Origin of the sequence: Pseudoclavibacter sp. CFCC 11306, assembly GCF_008831235.1 — a bacterium.
Lineage (GTDB): Bacteria > Actinomycetota > Actinomycetes > Actinomycetales > Microbacteriaceae > Pseudoclavibacter_A.
The window spans coordinates 126,274-150,432 of the sequence record NZ_WBKF01000002.1; the positions used below are offsets into that span (position 1 = coordinate 126,274).

A 24,159-nucleotide genomic window follows, 5' to 3' on the forward strand; every position below is an offset into this window, starting at 1 on the left:
GGTCTGGCAGGCTCCGACTGAGCGTCGCCGGTAGACTCCTCGGTGTGCTCTTACCGCTGCTCTCCCGACATCCTCGTGCCCGCGGTCGTGCTGGTGGTCGTGTCCGCCGTGTGCCCTGCGCTGTCGTCACAGGTGCATTCGCTCTGACGCTGAGCGTCGCCGCCAGCGGGTGCACGACGCCCACCGTTCCGCAGACCACGACCGGGCCGCTCGCGGTGCGCATCGCCGCCGGGCTGTCGCTGCCGGACGGCGTCGCCGAACGATTCGAGCAGCAGACCGGCATGTCGCTGTCGGTCGACGACTCGCACAGCGCCGGCGATCTGGCGGCACATCTGCATGATGCCGACGCCGATCTCGTTCTGGGGGTGAGCGCCGCGAACTCTTCTGGCATCGACGGCGACGCCGGTCTGGTCTCGTACGTCTCGCCTCGTGCCGGCGACGGAGCCGCAGATTTCGCGCTGGATCGCAGCGACCGCCTCACCGCGGTCAGCTACGACTTGGTCTGTGCGCTGGTCGATGGCTCTGCGGCTGCTGCTGGCGGAAGGCCGTCGCCCACATCGCTGCACGACGTCGTCGCTCAGGCCGACCGTCTGGTGATGCCCGACCCGGCCACCGACAGCTCGGGTCTGGTGGCGCTCGCAGCCGTCGACCGGCAGAGCAGCGGCACTGACCAGCTCACCGACTCCCTGCGTCAGCTCGGTCAGGCGCAGATCGAACCCACCGAGACACAGGCGCTCCAGGCCTCGTCAATGGGTGGTGGCGATCGCCCGGTGGTGTTCGCCTCGGCGATGCGCGCCGTCGATATATTCCCTCAGGGGAATATTGATGCGGTGACCTCGACATGCACGCCGCGGGTGCGCTACGCCGCGATCGTGGCGGGCTCCGCTCACGTCAACGAGTCGCGCAAGCTCGTCGATCTGCTGCTCGACGATGGGGTGCAGAGCGACATCGCGCGCTCGTGGAGCGCACTGCCGGTGCAGCGCAACGCATCGGTGCCGCAGCAGTATCAGCGCTTCGTCGACGGCTACGCGGCCACGGCATCCGGCACCGATCTCGCAGTGCTGCAGCAGCAGCTGCCCGCGCTGCTCGACGCGTGGCAGCAGCAGGCCCCGGCGGTCAGACCTCGCTGATCAGATCGTGGTGATCCGGTCGCCCAAGCGCGCTGCGGTCACTTCGACGGCGTCGGGGTTGCGGTCTATCAGCACGAAGCGCCGATCGAGCTGGGCCGCGACTGCTCCGGTGGTGCCCGATCCGCAGAAGAAGTCGAGCACGAGGTCGCCCGGCCGACTCGAGGCCTGCACGATGCGACGCAGCACGCCTTCGGGCTTCTGCGTGGGGTAGCCGGTGCGCTCCGACCCGCTGGTGGGCACGATCGTGTGCCACCAGACATCTGTGGGCAGCTTGCCCCGCGCGGCCTTCTCAGGGGTGACCAGCCCCGGCGCCATGTACGGCTCGCGGTCGACGCCGGTCGAGTCGAAGAAATAGCGATCCGGGCGTTTCACGTAGACCAGAATCGTGTCGTGCTTCGCCGGCCAGCGTCGCCGCGACTTGCCTCCGAAGTCGTAGGCCCAGATCAGCTCGTTGAGAAAGCAGTCGCGCCCGAAGACGGCGTCGAGCATCACCTTGGCATAGTGAGCCTCGCGATAGTCGAGGTGCACATAGAGCGTGCCGGTCTCGTCGAGAAGCCGCCAGGCCTCGATCAGCAGCGGCTCGAGAAACCCCCAGTAGTCGTCGAAGCGGTCGTCGTACTCGCGCAGTCGCCCGCGCACGGCGCGATACGAGGCGCCCTGAAAGCCGGTGCGCAGCCGTCCGGCCGGCTGTGCCGTGGATGCGGCGGTCGCGCCGGTGTGGGAGGCCGCGGCCCCGAATGTGCTCGGCTCGGAGGTGTCACCACCAGCCGACTCCTGGCCCTCTGACTCGTCGGTCACTCGTCGAGCGGACATGCGCTGCGATGTCTGCCGCCGGCCGGTGTTGAACGGCGGGTCGATGTAGATGAGCTGGCAGCAGCCGTCGTCGAGCATGGGCAGCACGTGGCCGCTCTCGCCCTCGATGAGCAGCCCGTGCCCCGAAGCCAGACCGCGCGTCAGCTCGGTCAGTTCGGCGGCCGTCGTGTCAGTCGTGCTGTGGGTCACAGCTGCTGCTCGATCCAGGCGATGATGTCGCTGATCACCTGATCACCGTCGACCTCGTTGAAGATCTCATGCCGCATGCCCTCGTAGAGCCGCACGTCGACATGCTGCAGACCGACGTCTCGATAGGCCTGCGCGAGTCGTTCGACCGACTTCGGGCTGCCGACCGGGTCATCGGTGCCGTTGGCGATCAGCAGCGGGATGTCGCTGCGGATGCGCGGCGTGGGCCGGGTGAACAGCCGTAGAGCGTCCCAGAAGCCATGGCTGGAGAGCACGGTGCGGTCGGTGGTCAGAGGGTCTGCCGCGTAGGCTCGGCCGACTTCGGGACGACTGCTGAGCCATTCGTAGCCGCTGGCGCCCGGAGCGTCCCATCGCCGGTTGAAACGGCTGGGAGTCACCCACCCGGGCTGGCAGTAGGCGGTTCCTGTGAGCACTGCGGCAGAGTACGTCTGCGAGCGGATGTTCAGCAGGTGCTGGGTGAGGAACGAGCCCCAGCTGTGCCCGAAGATGACCGGTGGCCGGCCGTCGCCGAGCTCTGCAGCGGCTCGCGAGACGGCGCGCACGGCGAGGATGGTGGCCTCGAGGCCGCCCTTTCCCAGCCGCCCCATCGCTCTGAGCGTGTCGGTCTGTGCGGCCCCCGCGGGGTCGTCCTCCGGCACGTCCAGCGCCGCCGCCCCGGTCGCACCGTGGCCGCGATGATCGTCGGCTATGACGTCGAACCCTGCCGCAGTGAGCCGACCTGCGATCGCGATGTAGCGGCCGGCGTGCTCGCCGATGCCGTGCACCAGCTGCACCACGCCGCGCGACCGCTCGGTCTCTGCGCGCCACACATAGTGGTAGTTCGCAACGCCCCAGCGGTCGATCATGGTGTGCACCTCGGCACCCGATCGCCGCAGGCGATCGAGGTACTGTTCGAGCACCTGTGCAGTCGCTGTCATGAGGTTCACTGTAGCCGCATCACTGTTCTGCGCCGACCTGAAACAGATAGGCTGTGAAATCATGCGCAAGGTCCTGCTCTATTACCTTTTCACTCCGGTCGCCGACCCCGAGGCCGTGCGGCTCTGGCAGATCGCGCTGTGCGAGGGGCTCGATCTGCGCGGGCGCATCATCGTCTCGGAGCACGGCATCAACGGCACGGTCTGCGGCGACATCGAGTCGTGCCGCGCCTACGTTCGGCGAACACGCGAGTATCAGCCGTTCCACGACCTCGAAGTGAAGTGGTCATCGACCGAAGAACAGGTCTTTCCGCGCCTCCGGGTCAAGGTTCGCGCCGAGCTGGTCTCGTTCGGCGCTCCCGGAGAGCTCCGTGTCGACGAACACGGCGTCGTGGGCGGCGGGCGGCATCTCAGCCCGGCACAGGTCGATCAGCTGGTCGCCGAACGCGGCGACGAGGTGGTGTTCTTCGACGGGCGCAACGCCTTCGAAGCCGAGGTCGGACACTTCGCTGGCGCCGTCGTGCCGCCGGTCGAGCACACCCGAGACTTCGTCGAGGTGCTCGACCGCGGTGACTACGACGACCTTAAGCACCGGCCGATCGTGACCTACTGCACCGGTGGCATCCGCTGTGAAGTGCTCTCGGCGCTGATGCGCGCTCGTGGGTTCGACGAGGTCTACCAGATCGACGGCGGCATCGTCCGGTACGGCGAGCAGCGTGGCGACGACGGCCTCTGGCAGGGGTCGCTGTATGTCTTCGACGACCGCAAGACGATCACATTCAGCGACCACGCAGCGCAGGTGGGCCGCTGTGCGCTGACCGGCGCCCCCACCACGACCTACTACGACCTCGACCGTCTGCCAGACGACCTCGTCACCGCTCTCGGGCATGCGCCCGGCGACGCGGGTCAGGTGCTGCTGTGCGATGACGTCGTCACCCGCTATGCGAAAGCTCGGTAGGTGATGCTGAACTGGCTGCCTGACGTCAACCTGGTCGACGGCACGCTCGTCTCGACTCTGCGCATCGTGGTGTTCGCCGGCATCGTCGCGCTGCTCGGGTCGATGTGGCGCCGCTGGCGAACGGTGCTCGTGGTGCTCGGCATCGCCGTGGCGAGCGGCGGCCTGGGGTGGCTGGGCGCCTGGCTCGTCTCAGACGTGTTCAACGTGTTCGGCGTCAGCATCGGCGGGGTCGCCATGCGTCGGGTCGGGCTGGGGTTCGCCGAGCTCGGGCTGCTGATCTCTGTGATCGTCGTCGCAGGCAGCTGGCGCAGCTGGCGGCGTTGGGTCGCTCTGCTGGTGGCGGTCGCCTCGCTGTGCTTCACCGCCCTGCAGGTGAACTCGACCTTCGGGCAGTACCCGACGCTGCACGCCGCACTGGGCATCTCGAAGTTCGGCCCGGCGAACGACTCGCTGCTGCGCACCTCTGATCTCTCACTCGGCGACTGGCGCGGTCGGCACCATGACCTGCCCGATCACGGCACCGTCGTCTCGGTGCACATTCCGACGCAGGCTTCGAACTTCCGCCCTCGCGACGGTGTGGTCTACCTGCCGCCCGCCGCCGTCGCCGACGACCCGCCGCAGCTTCCGGTGATCGTGGCGATGACCGGGCAGCCCGGGGCGCCTGACGACATGTTCACCGCCGGCCAGCTGCAGCCGGTGCTCGATGCCTACGCCGCCAAACACGACGGCATCGCCCCCATCGTCGTCGTGCCCGATCAGCTCGGCGACGCCTACCAGAATCCCATCTGCGTCGATTCGCAGCAGATGGGACAGGTCGAGACCTACCTCATGCGCGATGTGCCCGACTGGATTTCGCACCACCTGCCGGTGAGCACCGAGTCGAGCCAGTGGACGCTCGGCGGATTCAGCCAGGGCGCCACCTGCACGATGCAGATGGGGCCCGCGAACACGGCGCGCTTCGGGCACCTCTTCGCGATCTCGAGCGAGATGCAGCCCAACAACGCACCCGAGGCCGAGATGATCGATCAGTACTTCGGGGGCGACCGCAGCGCATTCGTCGCGAAGACTCCGCTCGGGGCGCTCGCACAGCATCCGGCCCAAGGTCAGGACGTTCTTCTGGCCGCCGGCAGCAACGACGCCGACGCGCAGGCCGCTATCGCCAAGTTCGTCCCGGTCGCGAAGCAGTCGGGCCGTGAGGTGCAGACCTTCATCTCGCAGGGCACCGGCCATGACTGGTACACGGTGCGCGCGGTGCTGCCGCCGATCATCGATGCGCTCGGGAACCGGCTCGGCCTGGCCGATCAGGAGGAGCCCGCCCAGACCTGGCCCAACGTCGTGAGGACGACGCCATGATCGACGAGATGAGACGCCTCCTCGCTGCCGTGCCGCGCTGGCTGCGCGCCCGACCGCTCACCGTGACGGTGGTGATCCTGCTGATCGCCGCCAACGTGCTGGTGCGGGTGCTCGACCAGGTGCTGGGCACGTCGCTGCGCACCGACCTGTCAAGCGTCAGCGTCATGCAGACGGTGGCCGGGCGTGCGCTGTTCGTTCCGGTCTCGATGCTGATCAGCGAGCGGTGGATGCTGGTGGCGGTGCACGTTCTGCTCACCCTGGTGCTGTTGGGCGTCGCGGAGCGCCGGCTGGGCTGGCTGCGCGCGCTGGTCGGACTCGTCGTCGCCGGCCTCGGCGGCACGGTGATCGGCATGCTGCTGCTGCTCGCGGGGCTGCACATCAACGAGCTGTGGTCGCTGAGCCTGGTCGCGCAGTCGAGCAGCACGGTGTGGGCGCCGCTGACCGGTGTGCTGCTGGCCGCGACCGGCGTCATGAACGTGTTCTGGCGTCGTCGGGTGCGTATGGTCGGCTACTCCGTTCTGATCGCGCTGCTGCTCTTCGGCGCGACTCCGGGCCATCTCTATGCGCTGCTGGCCGCGGTCATCGGGCAGCTGTTGGGCATGTGGTGGGGCAGAGACCGTCACGTGCACGTGGTCGGCCGCAGCTCGCACCACGAGGCTCGTGTGCTGCTGGCGACGATGGTCGCGGTACTGGGCGTCGGCCCGGTGCTCACAGTGTTCTCGGCGATGCCGATCGGCCCGCTCGCCCCCCTCGGTCTGCTGCTCAGCGAGGGCGACATCGACATCAGCGGATCGGGGCCGAACTCCGACCACCTGGCGCGGTGCCTCGCCAGCGACCAGCTCACGGGATGTCTGCACGAGTTCTCAGTGGCGCGCGTCTCGACGATCAGCGGCATCGTGGTGACCATTCTGCCGACTCTGCTGCTGCTCGTGAGCGCGTATGGCATCCTGCGCGGCCGTCGCGTGGCGGCCTGGATGGCCATCGGCATCAACCTCGCCTACTCGCTGCTCTCGCTCTGGTACTTCCTGATCGGGCCGTTCCTGATCGGCGGGCTGTCGCTCAACCATCATCACGGGGTCGGCGAGATCACCTTCGTGCTGCTGGCCTCGGCGCTGGCCCCGCTCGTCGTCTCGGCGATGCTGGTGGGCGGGCTCAGGCACCTGCAGCTGCGCCCGTCGCGCCGACGTCTGATCGGTGCGATCACCGCCAGCCTCGGCACCTTCGTGCTGCTTTCGGCGCTGTATCTCGTCGTCGGCGTCGCGCGTCCCGGAGACTTCACGCCGCAGGTGTCGTTCGGCGGGCTGCTGGCCGACCTGCCCGAGCGGTTTCTGCCCGCCGGGTTCTTGGGCCTCACGAAACCCGGGTTCCTGCCTGTGGAGGCGCTCGCCAGCACGATCTATCACTGGATGGGCCCGGTGACCTGGCTGGTGGTCGTCATCAGCTCGATCTCGCTGCTGCAGGTGGTGCCGCCGCGTTCGGAGCGCGCGGCACGGGCGAAGGTCGACGATCTGCTGCTCAAAGGCGGCCACTCTCTCTCGTTCATGGCCACCTGGCCGCACAACACGTACTGGTTCTCGTCGACCGGACGAGTCGGCATCGCCTATCGTGCGTCGCACGGCGTCGCGCTCACTGTGGGGGAGCCGTTCGGCGCCGAGAACGAGATCGATGCGGCCACGCTGGAGTTCGTGCGCTTCTGTGACGATCACGCGCTGGTGCCGGTGTTCTACAGTGTGCATGATCACTGCCGCGACCTGCTGGCCGCGCACGGGTGGAGCTCTCAGCCGGTCGGTCTGGAGTCGGTCATCGACCCGGTGCACTGGCAGACGAAGGGCAAGCGCTGGCAGGATGTGCGCACGGCGATCAACCGCGCCAAGCGTGAGGGAGTGACCGACCGCCTGTCGGTGTTCGCCGACCTCTCGCTGGCCACCCAGCTGCAGATCAAGGCCATCAGCGAGGAATGGGTCAGCGAGAAGGCGCTGCCCGAGATGGGCTTCACGCTCGGCGGCGTCGAACAGCTGCGCGACCGCCGGGTGCGCCTGCTGCTGGCCGAGAACGAAGACGGCCAGGTGCTCGCCGTGACCAGCTGGCTGCCGTTCTGGCGAGACGGTCGGGTCGTCGGATGGACGCTCGACTTCATGCGCCGCCACCCCGACAGCTCGAACGGCGTGATGGAGTTTCTGATCGCGCGCATGGCCGAGCGGCTGCAAGAGGAGGGCGAGGCCGAGAGCATGAGTCTCTCAGCGGCACCGCTCGCCGGTCTCGACGAAGACGACGGCTCGGCGCTCTCCCGCCTGCTGGCGGCGATCAGCGGCGCTCTGGAGCCGGTCTACGGCTTTCGCTCGCTCTTCTTCTTCAAGCGCAAGTTCCAGCCCGAAGAGCAGCAGATCTCGGTGGTCTATCCGGATGCCTCGGCGCTGTCGTCGATCGCGCTCGCCGTCACCGAGGCGTACGTTCCGGGCATGCGTCTCGATCAGCTGGTGACCTCGCTTCGGCGCAGCGAGGCGACGAGCGACGTCTCACCCAGTTAGACATCTCTTCACAGGAACGGCTACCATAACCACACGAGGTCATGCACAGCGGTGCCGTGCCCCGCGACACCGAAGACGGCTGACCTCTCGACAGAGAGGAACGACATCATGAGCTTTCTCGGATTCCTTCTGCTCGGCCTCATCGCCGGCGCCATCGCCAAAGCCATTCTGCCCGGCAAGTCTGAGGGCGGCTGGATCTCGACCTTGGTGCTCGGCATCATCGGTGCCATGCTCGGCGGCTGGCTGGGCAACGTGCTCTTCGGCGCCGAGATGAACCGCTTCTTCTCGATCGGCTCCTGGGCTCTCGCCATCGGCGGCTCATTGATCGTGCTGCTGATCTGGGGCGCGATCACTCGCAAACGCAGCTGAGCCTGCCGTGGCAGAGACTCGGCGCTCGGAACATGTCGCCTGCAGCCGTGTGACGGTCGACGGCGGCGAGATCTCGATGCTGCATCTCGCCGCCGTGACCGGTGTGAGCGCGTCTCGGCGCTTCGTCGTGCTGCACGGCATCGGCATGGCGGGCAACACATTCAGCGGTCTCGCCGAGCGGCTCAGCTCCGCAGGAGAGGTCTGGGCACCCGACATGCCCGGCTTCGGCGACTCGCCGGAGCGTCCGACCCCGTTGAACATTCCGCAGACCGCCGACCTGCTCGCCCAATGGATGCGGGTGGCCGGCGTGCCCACCCCGGTCACGCTGGTCGGGCACTCGATGGGCACGCAGGTGGCCGCCGAGATCTGTGTGCGTCACCCTGAGCTCGTCGACCGTCTGGTGCTGATGGCGCCGACGGTCGACGCCTCGGCGCGATCTGCGGCGACACAGGCGCTGCGCATGGCCGACGATCTGCGCGACGACAGCCTGCGCGTGCTGGGCCTCGGTCTGGCGAACTATGTCAAAGTGGGCCCGAAGTGGTTCGCCGACAAGCTCGGCATCATGCTTGACCATCGTATCGAGCAGGTGCTGCCCCAAATCCGTGTTCCGACGCTGGTGCTGCGCGGCGGCGATGACAAAGTCTGCCCCGAGCCCTGGGTGCGGCACTGTGCGCAGCTGACTCCCGGAGCGACGTTCGTGCAGCTGCCCGGCGTGGGGCACGAGACGATGATCGCGGATGCCGACCCGGCTGCCGAGGCCATCCTGGCGTTCCTGCGTGCCTGCGATGCCGATCGGGCGGAGGCCGCGCAGAGGCGTGGCAACGCGCAGGCGTCGCGTCTCACCTGAGGCCAGGTGCTGCTGTGCCTGGCGCTGTGTCCAGCCCCGTCGGACTGATCGCCCTGTGGTGAGCCGCGAATCCGGGTTCAGACAGAAGCACCCCCGCACAGCGGATGCTGTGCGGGGGTGCTTCTGCGGTCGGCTGGTCAGTCTGTGCTGGCCAGCCGGGTTCTCTCAATGAGAACGTCGGGCGAGACCGATCAGAACGATCCGTCGATGTCGGTGACGACGACGACCTTCTCGTTCACGAACTCCTTGATGCCGAGGTCGATGAGCTCATGGCCGTAGCCCGAGTTCTTGACGCCGCCGAAGGGGATGTCGGCCTTCACGCCGGTGGGCTGGTTGATGTAGACCATGCCGGTGTCGAGACGACGAGCGACATCCTGAGCACGGTGGATGTCCTGGCTGAACACCGAACCTCCCAGGCCGAACGGCGAGTCGTTGGCGATGCGCACGGCGTCGTCTTCGTCCTTGGCACGGTAGAGCTGCGTCACCGGGCCGAAGAACTCGGTGTGGAACGCATCGGTGTCTTCGTCGATCTCGGTGAGGATGGTCGGCTGGAAGAACGCGCCCTGAGCCGGCACGTCGGCGGCGAGGGTCTCGGCCTTGGCTCCGTCTGCGACGGCCTGCTCGACCTGCGCCTTGAGATCGTCAGCGGCCTTCTGCGACGACAGCGGGGCCAGAGTGCTCTTGGGATCCATGGGATCGCCGGCGACGAGCTTGGCGACGCCCTCGCGGTAGCGGGCGACGAACTTGTCGTAGACCGCGTCGACCACGATGAGACGCTTCGACGAAACGCAGACCTGGCCGCCGTTCCAGTGGCGGCCGAAGACGGCCCAGTCTGCGGCCTTCTCGACGTCTGCATCCTCGAGGACGATGAATGCGTCGGCGCCGCCGAGCTCCAGAGTGCTCTTCTTGAGATGCTTCGCGGCCAGCCCGGCCACGATTGAGCCGGCCTTCTCGCTGCCCGTCAGAGCGACGCCGCGCACGCGCGGGTCGGCGATCACACGCTCGGTCTGATCGTGCGGCAGGAACAGGTTGGTCAGCAGGCCTTCAGGGGCGCCCGCCTTGGCGAACAGGTCGACCATGGCCAGCGCCGACTGCGGAACGTTCGACGCGTGCTTGAGCACGATGACGTTGCCGGCTGTGACCTGCGGGGCCGTGATGCGGATGACCTGGTAGTAGGGGAAGTTCCAGGGCTCGACGGCGAAGATGACGCCCAGCGGGTCGCTGACCAGCTGCACGTCGGTGTCGCCGAAGCCGGCGGCGGGCAGGAAGCGAGGCTTGAGCGCCTCGGCTCCGAACTTCACGTAGTAGTCGAGCATCTGCGCGCAGAGCTCGACCTCGAGCTCGGCCTCGCCGATGAGCTTGCCCATCTCAAGGGTCAGAATCTCTGCGTATTCGCGTTTGTTGTCGCGCAGAATCTGTGCCGCGCTGGCCAGAATCTCGGCACGGTGCTCGAAGCTGGTCTCGCGCCAGTCGAGGAACGTCTTGTGTGCCTGCTCGAGTGCGGCGTCGACCTCTTGCTCGGTGGCGTTCGGGAACTGCTTGACGACCTCACCCGTGAACGGGTTGGTGGTTGCGTATGCCATGAACCTCTTCTTTCTCGATGCGACGACGAAGACCTCGGAGGCCTTGCGGGCACGAGATCGGCCGGGTGCAGACCCGGTTTCGTCGCCGCCGTCGTGTGGCGGTCGGGAACGGCCGCCAGGATGTCCGAATCATTTTAGTGGTCAGGCCACACGATCCGGTTGCGATAGTCATCAACGTCGAAGAGCGGATTGTATTCCGATGCGGGGAGAATGCCAATTGCAACGCTCTGCAACCCGAGCACACCGATCTGCAGGCAGGGCAGTCAGTAGACTGCCGAACGTGAGCGCGCATAACGGAACAGCACAGCAGCCCGATCAGCCCAATCTGCCCGGCCAGCCCGACGACCAGAGCCGGCACCGACACGGCGAGTACAAGCTTCCCGGCGGCAAGTTGGTCGTCGTCGATCTGCAGGACGTCGACGGCTTCATTCGTGGGTTTCAGCTCTCCGGAGACTTCTTCCTCGAGCCCGACCACGCCCTCGACGCGATCAACGCGGCGGTCGAAGGCATGCCTGCAGACGCATCCGCCCGTGCGCTGCAGCAGCGCATCGAGTCGGCACTGAGCCCAGAGGTGCACCTTGTCGGCGTCACCGTGCCGGGCATCGTCACGGCCCTGCGCCGTGCGATCACGCATGCCACGACCTGGCGCGACCATGAGTGGCAGCTGGTGCGCACTGATCCGCTGCCTCCGCGGGTGCATCTCGCCCTCGACCAGGTGCTCACCGAGGCGGTCGCCGCAGGCGAGCTCAAACCGACTCTGCGCATCTGGAACTGGAACCAGCCCGCGATCGTCATCGGCTCGTTCCAATCGGTGCGCAATGAGGTCGACCTCGAGGCGGCAGCCCGCTTCGACGTGCCGGTGGTGCGCCGCATCTCAGGCGGCGGTGCGATGTTCATGGAGGGCGGCAACGTGGTCACCTACTCGCTGTATGCGCCGGCCAGTCTGGTCGCCGGCCTGAGCTTCGAAGACTCCTACGCCTTTCTCGACTCGTGGGTGGTCACGGCGCTGCGTGAGCTCGGCATCGACGCCTATTACAAACCGCTCAACGACATCGCGAGCACCGCAGGCAAGATCGGCGGCGCCGCCCAGAAGCGCATTTCCGGGCGCGGCCGCACCAGCGGCGGCGTGCTGCACCATGTGACCATGAGCTACGACATCGACGCCGACCGCATGGTGCAGGTGCTGCGCATCGGTCGAGAGAAGCTCAGCGACAAGGGCATCCGCTCGGCCAACAAGCGCGTCGACCCGCTGAAGTCGCAGACCGGTCTGCCCCGCGAGGCGATCATCGACCACATGTGCGAGGTGTTCGCCAAAGAGCACGGACTCACCGCAGGCACGCTGTCGCCCGAGCACCTGGCGGCGGCCGAAGAGCTCGCCGCGACGAAGTTCTCGAGCGACGAGTGGCTCTACCGCGTGCCCTGAGCTGACTGCGCTCAGCCGCCGGCCCTGAGCTACTACCGGCCCCGAGCCGCGCACTCAGCCAGCTGCTCAGTCGCTCAGCAGCACCAGCTCGTCGCTGCCGCGACGCACGCGGGGGGCGACCTCGCGCTCACGGGCGCCCTCGTCGAGCTGGTCTGGAGAGGCGTGCCGACCGGCGACGGTCACGGTGAAGACCTGCATCTCGTCTGGCAGCTCGAACTCGTCGTGCAGGCCGCTGGCGTCGATGCCCGAGATCTGGTGGGTGTCATAGCCGTCGTACTGCAGCTGCAGGGTCTGGTTCGCGACGGCGAGGCCCAGATCGTACGCTGCGGTCGGCAGCGTGTGCCCGTCGGCCTCGATGTACGCCGCGTTCACGATGACGAGCCCCGCACGGTGCACCCAGGCCTGGTTGAAAGCGGTCAGGTGCGGCAGCACGCGGTCGAAGATCGCACCGCGTCGGCCGTCTTCGCCGCGACGCCCGATGACGAAGCGCCAGGGCTGGCTGTTGAACGCGGAGGGCGCCCAGCGTGCCGCTTCGATCGCTGCGGCGATCGCCGACTTGTCGACGGTGGCGTGTTCGTCGAAGGAGCGCGGGCTCCAGCGGGCGGCGATGGCCGGGGCGAGATCGGCGTCGGTGACGGCGAGGCGAGCGGTGGACGCTGTGGTCGAAGACATGCGGCTCCTGCGTGTGTGCGTGGTCGGGAAGGAATGTGCCTGCACAGCGCAGTGTAGGCCCTGCGGCTGGTCGGCTCCATATACTCCTATCATGACGTCACGACGAGGCAGCAGACAGCGCCTCACGCGCAATCTGATCCTGCTGGCCCTTGTGGCGGTGCTCGCGATCTGGGTGTTCGTGCAGCGCGGTCTCGACGCGAACGAAGCCACCCACCCTGCTGCGCACGATGCCGGAGCGCACACCTCGGCATCCGCCGCGCCGAACGAGAACGGAGCGTCGCGCGCAAAGCCGAGCGAGGCTGCCCCGAAAGACACCTCGCTTGACGCCCCGGGGGCGCACGCAGGCAGTTCGGGCGACATCAGCGGGCTCAGTCGCCTGCAGGGCACCGACCATTTCACCCGCAACGCGCTCACCCATATTTTCGCTGGTGAGATCAGCCGTGCAGGTAAAGCGGTCGGCTATCACTCGCAGGCGTTCACCGGCACGAAGGGCGCGGTGGTCGGCGGCACCGAGACCCCTCCTGATGCGCAGGGGGTCTACACCGCCCAGGTGACGGTCGACGGGCGGGCCAAAGCGGGCAACCGCGGTTTCTCGACGTTCTACCCGACCTCGATGAGCGCACAGCAGGTGGTCGACGCGATCAATGAGGCCTATAACAGCCGTCGCCCGCAGGGTGACGCGTTCGTCGGGCGCGGCGGCGGGCTCACGATACAGATGGCGCTCGACGACCGAGGGCGCATCATTACGGCGTACCCGGTGCAGCGATGAGTCGCGACGACGAGTCAGTGAACGATGCGCCGCAGCAGTGCGATCTGCGCCATGAATTCGCCGATATCCGCTTCGACGACGGCACAGTGGTGCCTGAGATCCGCTTCGACGACCCACGGGCCCGACTGGTCGGGCGTCTGCTGATGAACGACCTGCAGGGGCGCGACGCACAGGGAGCGCTCGACCTGATCGACCGGGTGCTGGCCGGCAGGCTGCCGGTGGCCGAGATCGCGGGAAACACGACTCGTGCCGTGGTCGGGCCGCAGACGACTCGACTGATCGATGACATCGGGAGCCCGGCCGACGAGGCCAATCGGCTGCAGACAGACGTCGCTACCCGGTCTTTGCGTGCGATCATCGTAGAGTGGTTCGGGTACGCCGCCCGCACACGCGCGCGGTACGCACAGGCCTTCGAGTCAGACGAGACCGAATACGATCGCGCAGACGGTTCGGCGTCTCGCGGTCGGCCCTCGTGCGATCACGAAGCAGGGGAAGAGCACGGAGCATGACTCGTCGACGCAGTGAGCTGCTCGCACAAGGGGGTGCCGCAGCGCTGAGGCCCGCGCGCGGCATCGGGTGGCCCATCACGGTCGTCGTCGCCTCGATTCTGCTGGCACTCTCGGCGTGGGTGGCGTGGGGGCCGCTGCCGGTGCAGTCGGCGAGCATCGCCTTCGCCGACACTTCGCTGCAGCAGACGGATGCCGGCGCAGAGACCGCAGACACAGCGGCGGCCGGCGGCGGTGCGGTCGCAGCCGCCGACGATGCTCAGCCTGCCGCCGCTCAGCTGGCCTGGCCGTCGACCGGAGCCGGAGCGTTCGTGCTGCGCAGCCTCGGCGATCAGCCTGCGGCGAGCCAGGTGAGCGTCTCGCTGACGCACGGCGAGCAGAAGGCCTATTCGATCGCGAGCGTGACGAAGCTCGTCACCGCGCTGCGCGTGCTCGATCGTCGGCCGCTGCAGGTCGGCGACCAAGGGCCGTCGATCACGATGACGCAGGCCGACGAAGACCTCATGAAGAGCTACGTGGAGCAGAACGGTTCGGTCGAGCCGGTGACCGTGGGTGCGTCGCTCAGCCAGTTCCAAGTGCTCGAGCTGTCGCTGCTGCCGTCGAGCAATAACTACACCACCACCTTGGCGACCTGGGCGTTTGGCAGCGTCGACGACTATCTGGAGAGCACCCCGGCCTGGCTGGAGGCGAACGGCTTGGGCGGTATGACGATCGCCGACCCGACCGGAATCGACGAGCGCAACCAGGCGACTCCAGAGCAGATCGTGCACTTGGGCGAGCTGGCGCTGGCGAACCCGGTGGTGCGTCAGATCGTCTCGACGTCGACAGCTGACATCCCTGGGGTCGGCGAGATCAAGAACCACAACTCCCTGCTCGGTCAACAGGGTGTCGACGGGCTGAAGACCGGCAGCCTGGCCAATGTGTTCAACCTCGCCTACTCCGCCCATTTCACCGTTGACGGGGTTCCGTTCGAGCTGATCGGCGCTGCTCTCGGCAGTACCGAAGACCATGCGAAGCTGCAGCCTGAGATCGGGCAGCTCATTCAGTCGATCAGGCAGTCGATCATCTCGCGTGACGTGCTCGTCGCTGGGGAGTCGGCAGGCACCCTGACCACGTCGTGGGGTGCGTCGACTGATGCGCAGTCTGCGGCCACGGTGCACGTGCTGAGCTGGCGGGGCACGCCGGTCACGGGACGGTTCGTCGGCGCCTCGGTGCAGGCTGGGGCACGGGCCGGATCGCAGGTGGGCACGGTGCTGATCGAGCGAGCGGGCGAACAGGTCGGCTCTGCGCCGCTGCTGATCTCTCAGTCGATCGACGACCCGGGGCTCGACTGGCGCATCGCCAACATCGGGCTGCTGCCGGGGCCGGCCTGGTCGATGATCACCGGCCAGACCGGGTCATAGCTCGGCGGAGTTCATTCGGCGAGAATCACCAGATGCGAACGCGCTCGTCGCTGCCGAGCCAGAGCCGATCGTCTGCGGCGACCGAGAACACCTCGTGAAAGGCGTCCAGGTTGCGTGGAATCTGATTCGCGCGCAGATCGTTGGGCGAGTGCGGGTCGATGGTGAGCAGACGCACCGCCTCTTCCGGGCGACGCTTCTCGGCCCAGACCTGCGCCCATGACAGAAAGAACCGCTGCGGGCCGGTGAGATCGTCGATGACCGGCGCCTGACGGGCGGCCTCGGCCACGGCATCCGCCGCTGACTGCGCCGGATCGACGCCCAGCGACAGCAGGTATGCCTGCCAGGCGATCGAGAGGCCGCTGAGGTCGGCGATGTTCTCACCCAGTGTGAGGGCGCCGTTGACTTTGTGCCCGGGGGCGTCGAGCGGCTCGAGCGCGTTGTACTGCGCGACGAGCGCGGCGGTGAGCTTCTCGAAGGCCTCGCGGTCGGTCGTGCTCCACCAGTCGACCAGTCGACCGTCGCCGTCGTACTTCGACCCCTGGTCGTCGAAGCCGTGGCTGATCTCGTGGCCGATCACGGCGCCGATGCCGCCATAGTTCGCGGCGTCGTCGGCCTCGGCGTTGAAAAAGGGCGGCTGCAGAATCGCGGCTGGGAACACGATCTCGTTGAAGCCCGGGTTGTAGTAGGCGTTCACGGTCTGCGGGGTCATGAACCACTCGTCGCGGTCGATCGGGCGACCGATCTTGCCCAGCTCCCGCGCCTGCTCGTAGCGCCCGATCGCACGCACGTTGCCGACCAGGTCGTCGCGGTCGATCTCGAGCGTGGAGTAGTCGCGCCACTTCACGGGGTAGCCGATCTTCGGGGTGAACTTCGCGAGCTTCTCGAGGGCCAGACGCTTGGTGTCGTCGCCGAGCCAGGTCAGCGAGTCGACCGAGCGGCGGTAGGCCTCGATGAGGTTCGCGACGAGCTCGTCCATGCGGTGCTTCGCCGCCGGGGGGAAGTGCTGCGCGACGTACTCGCGCCCGACGGCCTCGCCCAGGCCTCCCTGCACGAGCGAGACGCCGCGCTTCCAGCGGGGGCGCAGCTCGGGGGTGCCGCTCAGCGTGCGGCCGTAGAAGTCGAAGTTAATCTCGACGAAGTCGTGCGAGAGATAGGGGGCGGCACCGCGGATGACGTTGACGGCGAGCCATGATCGCCATGCCGGCAGCCGGTCTTCGGTGAGCAGGGCGGCAAGACCCTCGAGTGCCGACGGCTGTGCGACGACGACCTCGGCGAGCACCTTCGGGTCGACCTGCGCGGCCTCGAGGTAGGCGCTCCAGTCGATGTTCGGCGTCGCGGCGACGAGCTGGTCGAACGTGCGCAGATTGTAGGTCTTCTCGATCTCGCGACTTGCGACGACGTCCCAGTGTGCGGCCGCGATGTCGGTCTCGAGCTGCAGCACGTCGCGGGCTCGCTCGGCGGCGGCGTCGACGCCGGCGAGCTCGAGCAGCACCTGCAGGTAGATCAGGTACTTGCCTCGCACGTCGGCGAACTGCTCTTCGCGGTAGTACGACTCGTCGGGCAGACCGATGCCGCCCTGCATGACGAAGGGCACATAACGATCAGGCTGCCCCGGGTCGTTGTCGACGTAGAGCCCGAAGAATCCGCTCGAGCCGCGCTCCTCGGCGCGGCCGACCGCGGTCACGAGCTCGGTGACGGTCTGCGGTGCCAGCGCGGCGGCGATGTCGTCGGCGATTGGAGCGGCGCCCAGCTGCTCGGCGCGGTCTTCGTCCATGAAGCTCGCGTAGAGATCGCCGATCTTGCGGCGGTCGGCGGTCGAGGCGTCGTCTGCGTTCGCGTCGGCCTCGGCGTCGGCCTCGATGATCGTGCGAATCGCGTCTTCGGCCGCCTCGGCGAGCTGCAGGAATGCACCATAGCGCGACTTGTCGGCCGGAATCTCGGTGCGTTCGAGCCAGCGTCCGTCGACGTGCAGATAGAGGTCGTCCTGCGGGCGCACCTCAGGGTCGAGGTCGGTGACGCGGATGCCAGATGAGAGATCGGCGGGCTGAGAGTCGCGAGAGGCAGCAGAAGTCATGCCCACAGCATAGTTGTCGACGTGGCGGTGTCCGCCTGTCTGCCCGCACCTGGTCGATTTCCCTCGCATGCGGCCGCAGAGTGTGCCTAGCATGGAACATGGTCAATCCTTACGATGAACTGCCACAGGTTCCCTCATTCACGCTCACCAGCGACGACGTCGTCGACGGTCAGACGCTGAAGTCGGCCCAAGTCGGGGTCGGCGCCGGCGGCGAAGGCCGGTCTCCGCAGCTGTCGTGGTCGGGCTTCCCAGCCGGAACGAAGAGCTTCGCGATCACGGCCTACGACCCTGACGCCCCCACCGCGAGCGGCTACTGGCATTGGGCGGTCTATGACGTTCCCGCCTCGGTGACCTCGCTGGATGCCGGCGCCGGCAATGCCTCGACCGGCGGCGGATCGCTGCCAGCGGGTGCGATCGCCCTGACGAACGATTCGCTCGGTCGCGACTTCGTCGGCGCCGCACCGCCTGTCGGGCACAAGCCGCACCACTACTACTTCGTAGTGCACGCCGTCGACGTCGACCATCTCGATCTGCCAGAGAACGCGACGCCGGCCGTGCTGGGGTTCAACCTCTTCTCGCACACGCTCGCGCGCGCGACGCTGGTCGGCGTCTACCAGCGCTAGCGGGATCGAGGCGCTGACCCGGCGACGTGTCAGGCGTCGCCGCTAGAGTGCCTATATGACCGAACCGCGGCACAGCCTCGACCGGCGCATCACGGCCCTCGCGGTTCCGGCGCTCGGCGCGCTCGTCGCCGAGCCGGTGTTCACGCTGATCGACTCGGCGATGATCGGTCACCTGGGCGCTGCTCCGCTGGCCGGGCTCGCGGCCGCAGCGAGCATCCTGCAGACGGCGGTCGGCCTGATGGTCTTTCTCGCCTATGCGGCCACGCCCCTCGTCGCACGCCGCCTGGGTCAGGGGCGGCCCACCGAAGCGCTCGTAGCCGGCATAGACGGGCTCTGGCTCGCACTCCTCACCGGCGTCGCGCTCGCGGTCGTGGGGTGGTGGGTCGCCGACCCGCTTGTGGCGATGCTCACCCCTGACGCCGAGGTGGCCTCCCACGCACATGCGTATCTGCGCGTCTCGCTGTTCGGCCTGCCGGCGATGCTCGTCGTGCTCGCGGCGACCGGCGTGCTGCGCGGCCTGCAAGACACCAAGACGCCGCTGGTGGTGGTCGCAGCGGGCATGGGGGCGAACGTCGGACTGAACGCGTTCTTCATCTACGGGCTGGGCTGGGGCGTCGCAGGCTCGGCGCTGGGCACCGTCGTCGTCCAGTGCGGCATGGGCTTCGTGCTGGCCGGCATCGTCGTGCGGCGCGCCCGTGCCGTCGGTGCGGGCCTGCGGCCCGAGTGGGCGGGCGTGGGCCGCTCGATGCGCGAAGGCGGCTGGCTGTTTCTGCGCACGGCGACGCTGCGTGTGGCATTGCTCGCGACGGTCTGGCTCGCCGCGCGTCTCGGCACCGACACCCTCGCCGGCTACCAGGTGCTCTTCTCGCTGTTCAGTGCGTTGGGCATGGCCTTCGACGCGCTCGCCGTCGCCGGTCAGGCGCTGGTCGGGCTCGAACTCGGGGAGCGCGAGCGGCAGCGACGAGAGTCGGCAGACGCCAGAGCCCCGGAGGGCTCTCCGACGGCCCCCTTCGGCGTGCGCGTCGTGAGCCGACGGCTGCAGCAGTGGGGCGTTCTGGTCGGGGCAGCGCTGACCGTCGTCTTCGTGGCTGCCTCGCCGTGGGCCGGGCGAGCGTTCACCAGCGACCCGGGTGTGCTGTCGATGCTGACCCCGGGGCTGATCGCGATGGGGGTGACGCTGCCGCTCGCCGGGTACGTGTTCGTGCTCGACGGCATCCTGATCGGCGCCGGCGACGGACGCTATCTGGCGCTGGCCGGGCTGCTCAACTTGGCCGGCATGGCTGTGTGGATGGCGGCGGTGCTCTGGCTGCTCGACGGCGACATGGTCGCGGATCAGTGGAAGCTCGTCGCGGTGTGGTCGTGCTTCGGCGGCGGGCTGATGATCATGCGAGCCCTCACTCTCGGGCTGCGTCTGCGCGGCGACCGCTGGGTGCAGCGCGCCTAGAACAGCCGCTCGTCGGCGTCGTCGGTGCCGCGCATGGCCTCGTAGTCGAGCACGAGGCAGCGGATGCCGCGGTCCTCGGCCAGAGTGCGCGCCTGAGGCTTGATCTCCTGTGCGGCGAAGACGCCCTGCACGGGGGAGAGCAGCGGGTCGCGGTTCAGCAGTTCGAGGTAGCGGGTGAGCTGCTCCACCCCGTCGATGTCACCTCGACGTTTGAGCTCGACCGCGATGTGCTCCCCGTTCACCCCGCGGGCCATGATGTCGACCGGCCCGATCGCGGTGGCGTACTCTCGGCGCACGAGTTCGCATCCCTCGCCCAGCAGCTCGATCTGTGCCGCGAGCAGCTCTTGCAGGTGCGCCTCGACCCCGTCTTTGATCAGTCCGGGGTCGGTGCCGAGCTCGTGCGAGGTGTCGCTGAGAATCTCGTGGATGCCCACGATCAGCTGGTCTGACGTCTTGCGCTGGGTGACGCGCCAGACTTCGGTGACGCCGACCTTGCGCTGGTCGTCGTCGGGCTCGTCGACGGTCAGGCTGCAGGGCGGTGACATCCAGTTCAGCGGCTTGTACGAGCCGCCGTCGGCGTGCACGAGCAGCGAGCCGTCGGCTTTGAGCATGAGCACACGGGTGCCGAGAGGCAGGTGGGACGTGAGCCGCCCGGCGTAATCCACCGTGCAGCGAGCAATGACGAGACGCACATCGGCATTGTAGACGGGCAGACAGGCGTTTCACATGAAACATCGGCACACTAGTAGAGTTTGTAGATCAGACTGACCTGGCGAAAGGGGCCTTGATGGCGCAGTCGCGACGAGAGCGACGTGAGGTTGAACGTCGCCTGGCGAAGGCGTCCTCCGCTGCGAACGACAACCGCTTCACCGCGGTCGCACGCCACGGTGCGCTCGCGCCGGCCGGAGGCGGCCCCAAGGCGATCTTCAAGTGGCTCGCCCTCTGCGTGACGATGGTCATCGTCGGAGGCATCGCACTCGCCGGGCTCATGGTCTGGTCGGTGCAGAAAGACATCGGCTACTTCGACTTCACGAACGTGGACGGCAGCCCGCAGGTCGCCACCGTCGACGGCCCGGTCAACTTTCTGCTGATCGGCTCTGACACCCGCAAAGACCAGGGTGAGGGCTTCACGGCGGAAGACAAAGACGCCGACCTGGCCGACGTCATCATGCTGCTGCACGTCTCGGCCGACCACCAGACGGCGACCGCAGTGAGCTTTCCGCGAGATCTGATGGTCTCGATGCCCGCGTGTCCCAAGACCGACGGCACCGGCGGCACCTACCCGGCGCAGAGCCGAGTGCAGATCAACTCGACCATCTCGTACGGTGGGCCGAGCTGCACAGCGCTCACCATCGAGAAGCTCACCGGCGTCGACATCGGCTTCGTCGGCAAGATCGACTTCAAGGGCGTCATCGAGATGTCGAACGCGATCGGCGGCGTGCCCGTCTGCGTGACGAACGACATCAACGACAACGACTCCGGTCTGCACCTGACGGCCGGCGAGCACACGATCCAGGGGTCGGACGCTCTGGCGTTCCTGCGCAACCGCCACGGCGTGGGCGACGGCAGCGACCTCGGGCGCATCAGCTCGCAGCAGGTCTATCTCTCGTCGCTGGTGCGCACGATTCAGACACAGGGTGCGCTCACGAACCCGGTGCGGCTCTACGACCTCGCCTCTGCCGCAGCCCGCAACATGGAGTTCTCGTCGAACCTGAAAGACACCGGCATGCTGGTCTCATTGGGCGCGACGGCGGCTGGCATCTCGCTCGACAACGTCGCTTTCGTCCAGGCCCCAGTGACCGAAGACCCTCGCGACCGCAACCGCGTCGTGCTCGATCCGACGCTGTCGACGCCGCTCTTCCAGGCGATCGCCTCGGGCGAAGGCGTGCGGCTGAACGAGAACAGCAAGACGGGCATCGGATCAGAGACGGTGGGTGAGGCACCTGACGCCGCCGCCTCGCAGCCGGCAGATGCCGCGCCGTCGACATCTGCGCAGCCTTCGCCCGCCTCGGGGTCGCCTGCGCCGGATGCCTCGCAGCCGGCGACGGTGCTCCCAGAGGGCATCGTCGGGCAGACTGCCCGAGACCAGACCTGTGCGGTGGCCAACCGGTAGGTCTGCGCTTGAGCGGTGTGGCGCGCCCGTGCGAATCCGCTATGATGACATGGTGCCTTTCGCGGGCACATCTGGAGACGTCGCATAGTCTGGCCTAGTGCACCACCCTGCTAAGGTGGAGTCCCGAATTTCGGGACCGAGGGTTCAAATCCCTCCGTCTCCGCGCTACTGACTGAATGAGTGAAAAACCCCGGAATACCGGGGCACTCTTCTCCCCAAACCTCACCAAAAGCTTCTGAATGACTTATCAGAAGACTTATTATTCTGGCATGGCCTCCGAGCGCAGAAACCCCTACGGAACCGGCAGTCTCTTTCAGACAACCAGCAACGGCAAACCCGTCTGGCGGGCGCAGAAGAGCATCAACACGCCACAGGGACGCAAATACCTCACCGGATCAGGCAGCAGCCCGCAAGCCGCAACGCAACGGCTGGAAACCAACATCAGGAACTACCACGACGGCACGAACCGCAAACGCCACACGCCCCTGATCAAAGCCGTCTGGAACTATCACAACACCCACCAGCTCAGCCCAAACGCCAAAGCACGCGAAGCCGGACTCATCAAGAACTACCTCGCTCCAAGACTGGTCGAGGTCTGGCTCGAAACCGCGACCGAAGCCAAGATCTTCGACGTGCTCGAAAGCATCAGAACCACCAACACCCGAACCGGCCAACCACTCGGAAGCACCGGACGGCGCACCCTCTTCTACCTCCTGCGCAGCACATTCACACAGGCCGAACGAGACGGCAAACGCAAATCCGGCACACATCCAATGCGCTGGATGAAAGCACCCCAGCGCACCGTTCAACAAGACAATCAGATACTCGGCACCCGACTCGAAGACTGGAAACACATCTTCGACACCCTCGCAGAAGAAGCATTCGGAGGCATCTACTACCAAGACGACTACCTCACCGAGGGCTACATCACCGGCTATATCCGCTGGGTCTTCGCACTGCTCGGCCTCAGACAATCAGAACGCCTCGGCCTGACCTGGGACTGCTTCAGCGACTTCTCAGCCGATCAGGTCTACCTCTCCATCCACCAACAGCTCTACAACGACGCAGTCGAACACCGCCTCTACATCAGACCCGTCACCAAAAACCGGCGAGGCACCCGACTCATCCCACTTCCCAAGAACGTCGCCACCATGTTCGAAGAGCACAAATCCAACCAACACCACTACTTCACAAAACACGGCATCACACCCACCATCCCCGACCTCGTCTTCACCACCAAGACCGGCAAGCCCATCCGACAAGCCACAGACAACGAAGCATGGCGCGACCTCTGCAAGACCCTCAACGTCTCAGAACTCAAAGGCCACGGAGCGCGACACCTCTTCGCCACCGCCCTCGCCAAATACGGAGTCAAACCACACGTCGCGAAAGCACTACTCGGTGACACCAAAGCAATGACCGCCTACTACACCCACACACGACAAGAAGACCAAACAGAGGCCATCGAAGACCTCTTCAAAAACGCTGACGTCGACTTCGACAAGTTCGGCCACCAGCCCGCCGAACCCACACAAGCCCACCCGCAGAAAGTCCACCACATCGACCCCAAAGAAGCGGCCATGGTCGCTGCACTCCCCACCAACGCAGAGAAATGGGACACCCCTGGCATCTGGCTCGACTAAACAGGGACCACAACCTGCCGCCTATCAGGAGCTATCAACTCCGTCGAGTTCGCCGCCCACGGCTCACCGCTCCCAAGGGCGCAAGCGCCCCGGCGGCACAACAACGTCCCCCACAGAGGTGTCACAAAACCCTGTTACAAGGGCATATTTTCTGTCACAAGTGACGCTGTTGCTGTGACAACTACTCCCCAGTAAATGTATGGGCACAAGGGGCTTCTGTCACATTGTCACAAGGGGGGGTAAGACTATACCCCCCAGTTCACTCCGCTGCGCTCCGCTCACCCTCGGCCACCGGCAGCCTCCGACCAGACCCACTCCGCTGCCGCTACGGGGCCGTGGCCTACAGCATGCCTCAGGCCTACGGTAAGCACACACACGGCACACACGCTCAGCAAACCACACCCAGGGACAGCACAACGTCCCGCACTCCTACGGCTAAGAGCCAGACCCGACAACAGGCCAAAGACAAACACAGCCCAAGCAGGCATATGACGCTCAGAAGCCCGTAAATGCCCCTCTAAGACATTTACATACTCGTTAAGGTGAATACCTGCGAAAAGCCCACAACGGGCTAGAATCGCCTGAAAATGGACAGAGAGCGCCAAGAAACCCCGCCATGCGCGTTCAGATCAACGTCCGATAGAAATACAAGATCACACACAAAGCGACAAGCCCAATGACTTATTACATGACTTATTATTTCAGGCCAAACCCAAATACCCGCACAAACACAGGCCTGTTATAAATCCCTCCGTCTCCGCGCTGAGCCGAAGGCCCCGCATCCCGC

Annotated in this window: 20 protein-coding genes and 1 tRNA gene; 15 read left to right on the plus strand and 6 right to left on the minus strand. The window is 66.7% G+C overall.

Going from position 1 to position 24,159, the window contains the following annotated elements:
* Positions 1–44 precede the first annotated feature (44 nt).
* A complete protein-coding gene (locus F8O09_RS07415) occupies positions 45–1,130 on the plus strand; it encodes a substrate-binding domain-containing protein (RefSeq protein WP_192497611.1) in 1,086 nt (361 codons plus the stop codon).
* On the opposite strand, the gene F8O09_RS07420 is transcribed toward F8O09_RS07415, so the two are convergent.
* Both F8O09_RS07420 and F8O09_RS07425 read right to left on the minus strand, forming a co-directional pair.
* Positions 1,131–2,132: a DNA-methyltransferase gene (locus F8O09_RS07420; RefSeq protein ID WP_412973584.1), complete on the minus strand. Its 1,002-nt coding sequence runs from the start codon at positions 2,130–2,132 to the stop codon at positions 1,131–1,133.
* Positions 2,129–3,067, minus strand: coding sequence for an alpha/beta hydrolase (locus F8O09_RS07425; RefSeq protein WP_192497612.1), 939 nt, complete (start codon positions 3,065–3,067; stop codon positions 2,129–2,131). Before F8O09_RS07425 ends, F8O09_RS07420 begins: the two co-directional genes overlap by 4 nt.
* Before the next feature lie 61 nt (positions 3,068–3,128).
* Between F8O09_RS07425 and F8O09_RS07430 the strand changes: the two genes are divergently transcribed.
* From F8O09_RS07430 to F8O09_RS07450, 5 genes are all read left to right on the plus strand, one after another.
* The gene (locus tag F8O09_RS07430) at positions 3,129–4,022 is read left to right on the plus strand and encodes a rhodanese-related sulfurtransferase (RefSeq protein ID WP_158054652.1); all 894 of its coding nucleotides are present in this window, start codon (positions 3,129–3,131) and stop codon (positions 4,020–4,022) included.
* A 3-nt stretch (positions 4,023–4,025) separates the two neighbouring features.
* Positions 4,026–5,375, plus strand: a complete 1,350-nt coding sequence (locus F8O09_RS07435) for an alpha/beta hydrolase (RefSeq protein ID WP_225732968.1) — start codon at positions 4,026–4,028, stop codon at positions 5,373–5,375.
* Positions 5,372–7,903: a bifunctional lysylphosphatidylglycerol flippase/synthetase MprF gene (locus F8O09_RS07440; RefSeq protein WP_158054655.1), complete on the plus strand. Its 2,532-nt coding sequence runs from the start codon at positions 5,372–5,374 to the stop codon at positions 7,901–7,903. Before F8O09_RS07435 ends, F8O09_RS07440 begins: the two co-directional genes overlap by 4 nt.
* A gap of 108 nt (positions 7,904–8,011) precedes the next feature.
* Positions 8,012–8,272, plus strand: a complete 261-nt coding sequence (locus F8O09_RS07445; RefSeq protein ID WP_158030379.1) for a GlsB/YeaQ/YmgE family stress response membrane protein — start codon at positions 8,012–8,014, stop codon at positions 8,270–8,272.
* Positions 8,273–8,279: 7 nt separating this feature from the next.
* Positions 8,280–9,119, plus strand: coding sequence for an alpha/beta fold hydrolase (locus tag F8O09_RS07450; protein ID WP_158054657.1), 840 nt, complete (start codon positions 8,280–8,282; stop codon positions 9,117–9,119).
* Positions 9,120–9,310: 191 nt separating this feature from the next.
* Here the strand turns inward: F8O09_RS07450 and F8O09_RS07455 are convergent, their stop codons facing one another.
* Complete coding sequence (locus tag F8O09_RS07455) at positions 9,311–10,702, minus strand: NAD-dependent succinate-semialdehyde dehydrogenase (protein WP_158054659.1); 1,392 nt, start codon at positions 10,700–10,702, stop codon at positions 9,311–9,313.
* A 325-nt stretch (positions 10,703–11,027) separates the two neighbouring features.
* On the opposite strand from F8O09_RS07455, the gene F8O09_RS07460 reads away from it, so the two are divergent.
* Positions 11,028–12,125: a biotin/lipoate A/B protein ligase family protein gene (locus F8O09_RS07460; RefSeq protein WP_158031728.1), complete on the plus strand. Its 1,098-nt coding sequence runs from the start codon at positions 11,028–11,030 to the stop codon at positions 12,123–12,125.
* A 66-nt stretch (positions 12,126–12,191) separates the two neighbouring features.
* Here F8O09_RS07460 and F8O09_RS10440 read toward each other — a convergent pair whose 3' ends face one another.
* The gene (locus tag F8O09_RS10440) at positions 12,192–12,797 is read right to left on the minus strand and encodes a nitroreductase family protein (RefSeq protein WP_192497613.1); all 606 of its coding nucleotides are present in this window, start codon (positions 12,795–12,797) and stop codon (positions 12,192–12,194) included.
* A gap of 91 nt (positions 12,798–12,888) precedes the next feature.
* Between F8O09_RS10440 and F8O09_RS07470 the strand changes: the two genes are divergently transcribed.
* Genes F8O09_RS07470 through F8O09_RS07480 form a run of 3 tightly spaced genes read left to right on the plus strand, consistent with a single transcriptional unit; the run spans position 12,889 to position 15,475 of the window.
* Positions 12,889–13,566 carry an EndoU domain-containing protein gene (locus tag F8O09_RS07470; protein WP_192497614.1) on the plus strand — a complete coding sequence of 226 codons (678 nt, stop codon included), beginning with the start codon at positions 12,889–12,891 and terminating at the stop codon, positions 13,564–13,566.
* On the plus strand, positions 13,563–14,075 hold the full coding sequence (locus F8O09_RS07475; RefSeq protein ID WP_158054662.1) for a hypothetical protein: 513 nt from the start codon (positions 13,563–13,565) through the stop codon (positions 14,073–14,075). The genes F8O09_RS07470 and F8O09_RS07475 overlap by 4 nt, the downstream gene beginning before the upstream one ends.
* The gene (locus tag F8O09_RS07480) at positions 14,072–15,475 is read left to right on the plus strand and encodes a D-alanyl-D-alanine carboxypeptidase family protein (protein ID WP_158054664.1); all 1,404 of its coding nucleotides are present in this window, start codon (positions 14,072–14,074) and stop codon (positions 15,473–15,475) included. Before F8O09_RS07475 ends, F8O09_RS07480 begins: the two co-directional genes overlap by 4 nt.
* A 25-nt stretch (positions 15,476–15,500) precedes the next feature.
* On the opposite strand, the gene F8O09_RS07485 is transcribed toward F8O09_RS07480, so the two are convergent.
* The gene (locus tag F8O09_RS07485; protein ID WP_158054666.1) at positions 15,501–17,549 is read right to left on the minus strand and encodes a M13 family metallopeptidase; all 2,049 of its coding nucleotides are present in this window, start codon (positions 17,547–17,549) and stop codon (positions 15,501–15,503) included.
* 98 nt (positions 17,550–17,647) lie between these two features.
* On the opposite strand from F8O09_RS07485, the gene F8O09_RS07490 reads away from it, so the two are divergent.
* Both F8O09_RS07490 and F8O09_RS07495 read left to right on the plus strand, forming a co-directional pair.
* Positions 17,648–18,172, plus strand: coding sequence for a YbhB/YbcL family Raf kinase inhibitor-like protein (locus F8O09_RS07490; protein WP_158037003.1), 525 nt, complete (start codon positions 17,648–17,650; stop codon positions 18,170–18,172).
* 55 nt (positions 18,173–18,227) lie between these two features.
* Positions 18,228–19,616, plus strand: a complete 1,389-nt coding sequence (locus F8O09_RS07495) for an MATE family efflux transporter (protein ID WP_158054668.1) — start codon at positions 18,228–18,230, stop codon at positions 19,614–19,616.
* On the opposite strand, the gene nucS is transcribed toward F8O09_RS07495, so the two are convergent.
* Positions 19,613–20,308, minus strand: coding sequence for an endonuclease NucS (nucS, locus tag F8O09_RS07500; protein ID WP_158030370.1), 696 nt, complete (start codon positions 20,306–20,308; stop codon positions 19,613–19,615). The genes F8O09_RS07495 and nucS overlap by 4 nt on opposite strands.
* 95 nt (positions 20,309–20,403) lie before the next feature.
* Between nucS and F8O09_RS07505 the strand changes: the two genes are divergently transcribed.
* The 3 genes from F8O09_RS07505 to F8O09_RS07515 all read left to right on the plus strand — a co-directional run bounded on the left by F8O09_RS07505 (position 20,404) and on the right by F8O09_RS07515 (position 23,372).
* A complete protein-coding gene (locus tag F8O09_RS07505) occupies positions 20,404–21,729 on the plus strand; it encodes an LCP family protein (RefSeq protein ID WP_158054670.1) in 1,326 nt (441 codons plus the stop codon).
* Positions 21,730–21,802: 73 nt separating this feature from the next.
* Positions 21,803–21,892 (plus strand) — tRNA-Ser (locus F8O09_RS07510).
* 106 nt (positions 21,893–21,998) lie between these two features.
* Positions 21,999–23,372, plus strand: coding sequence for a tyrosine-type recombinase/integrase (locus tag F8O09_RS07515; RefSeq protein WP_192497615.1), 1,374 nt, complete (start codon positions 21,999–22,001; stop codon positions 23,370–23,372).
* The last annotated feature ends 787 nt before the right edge of the window (positions 23,373–24,159 follow it).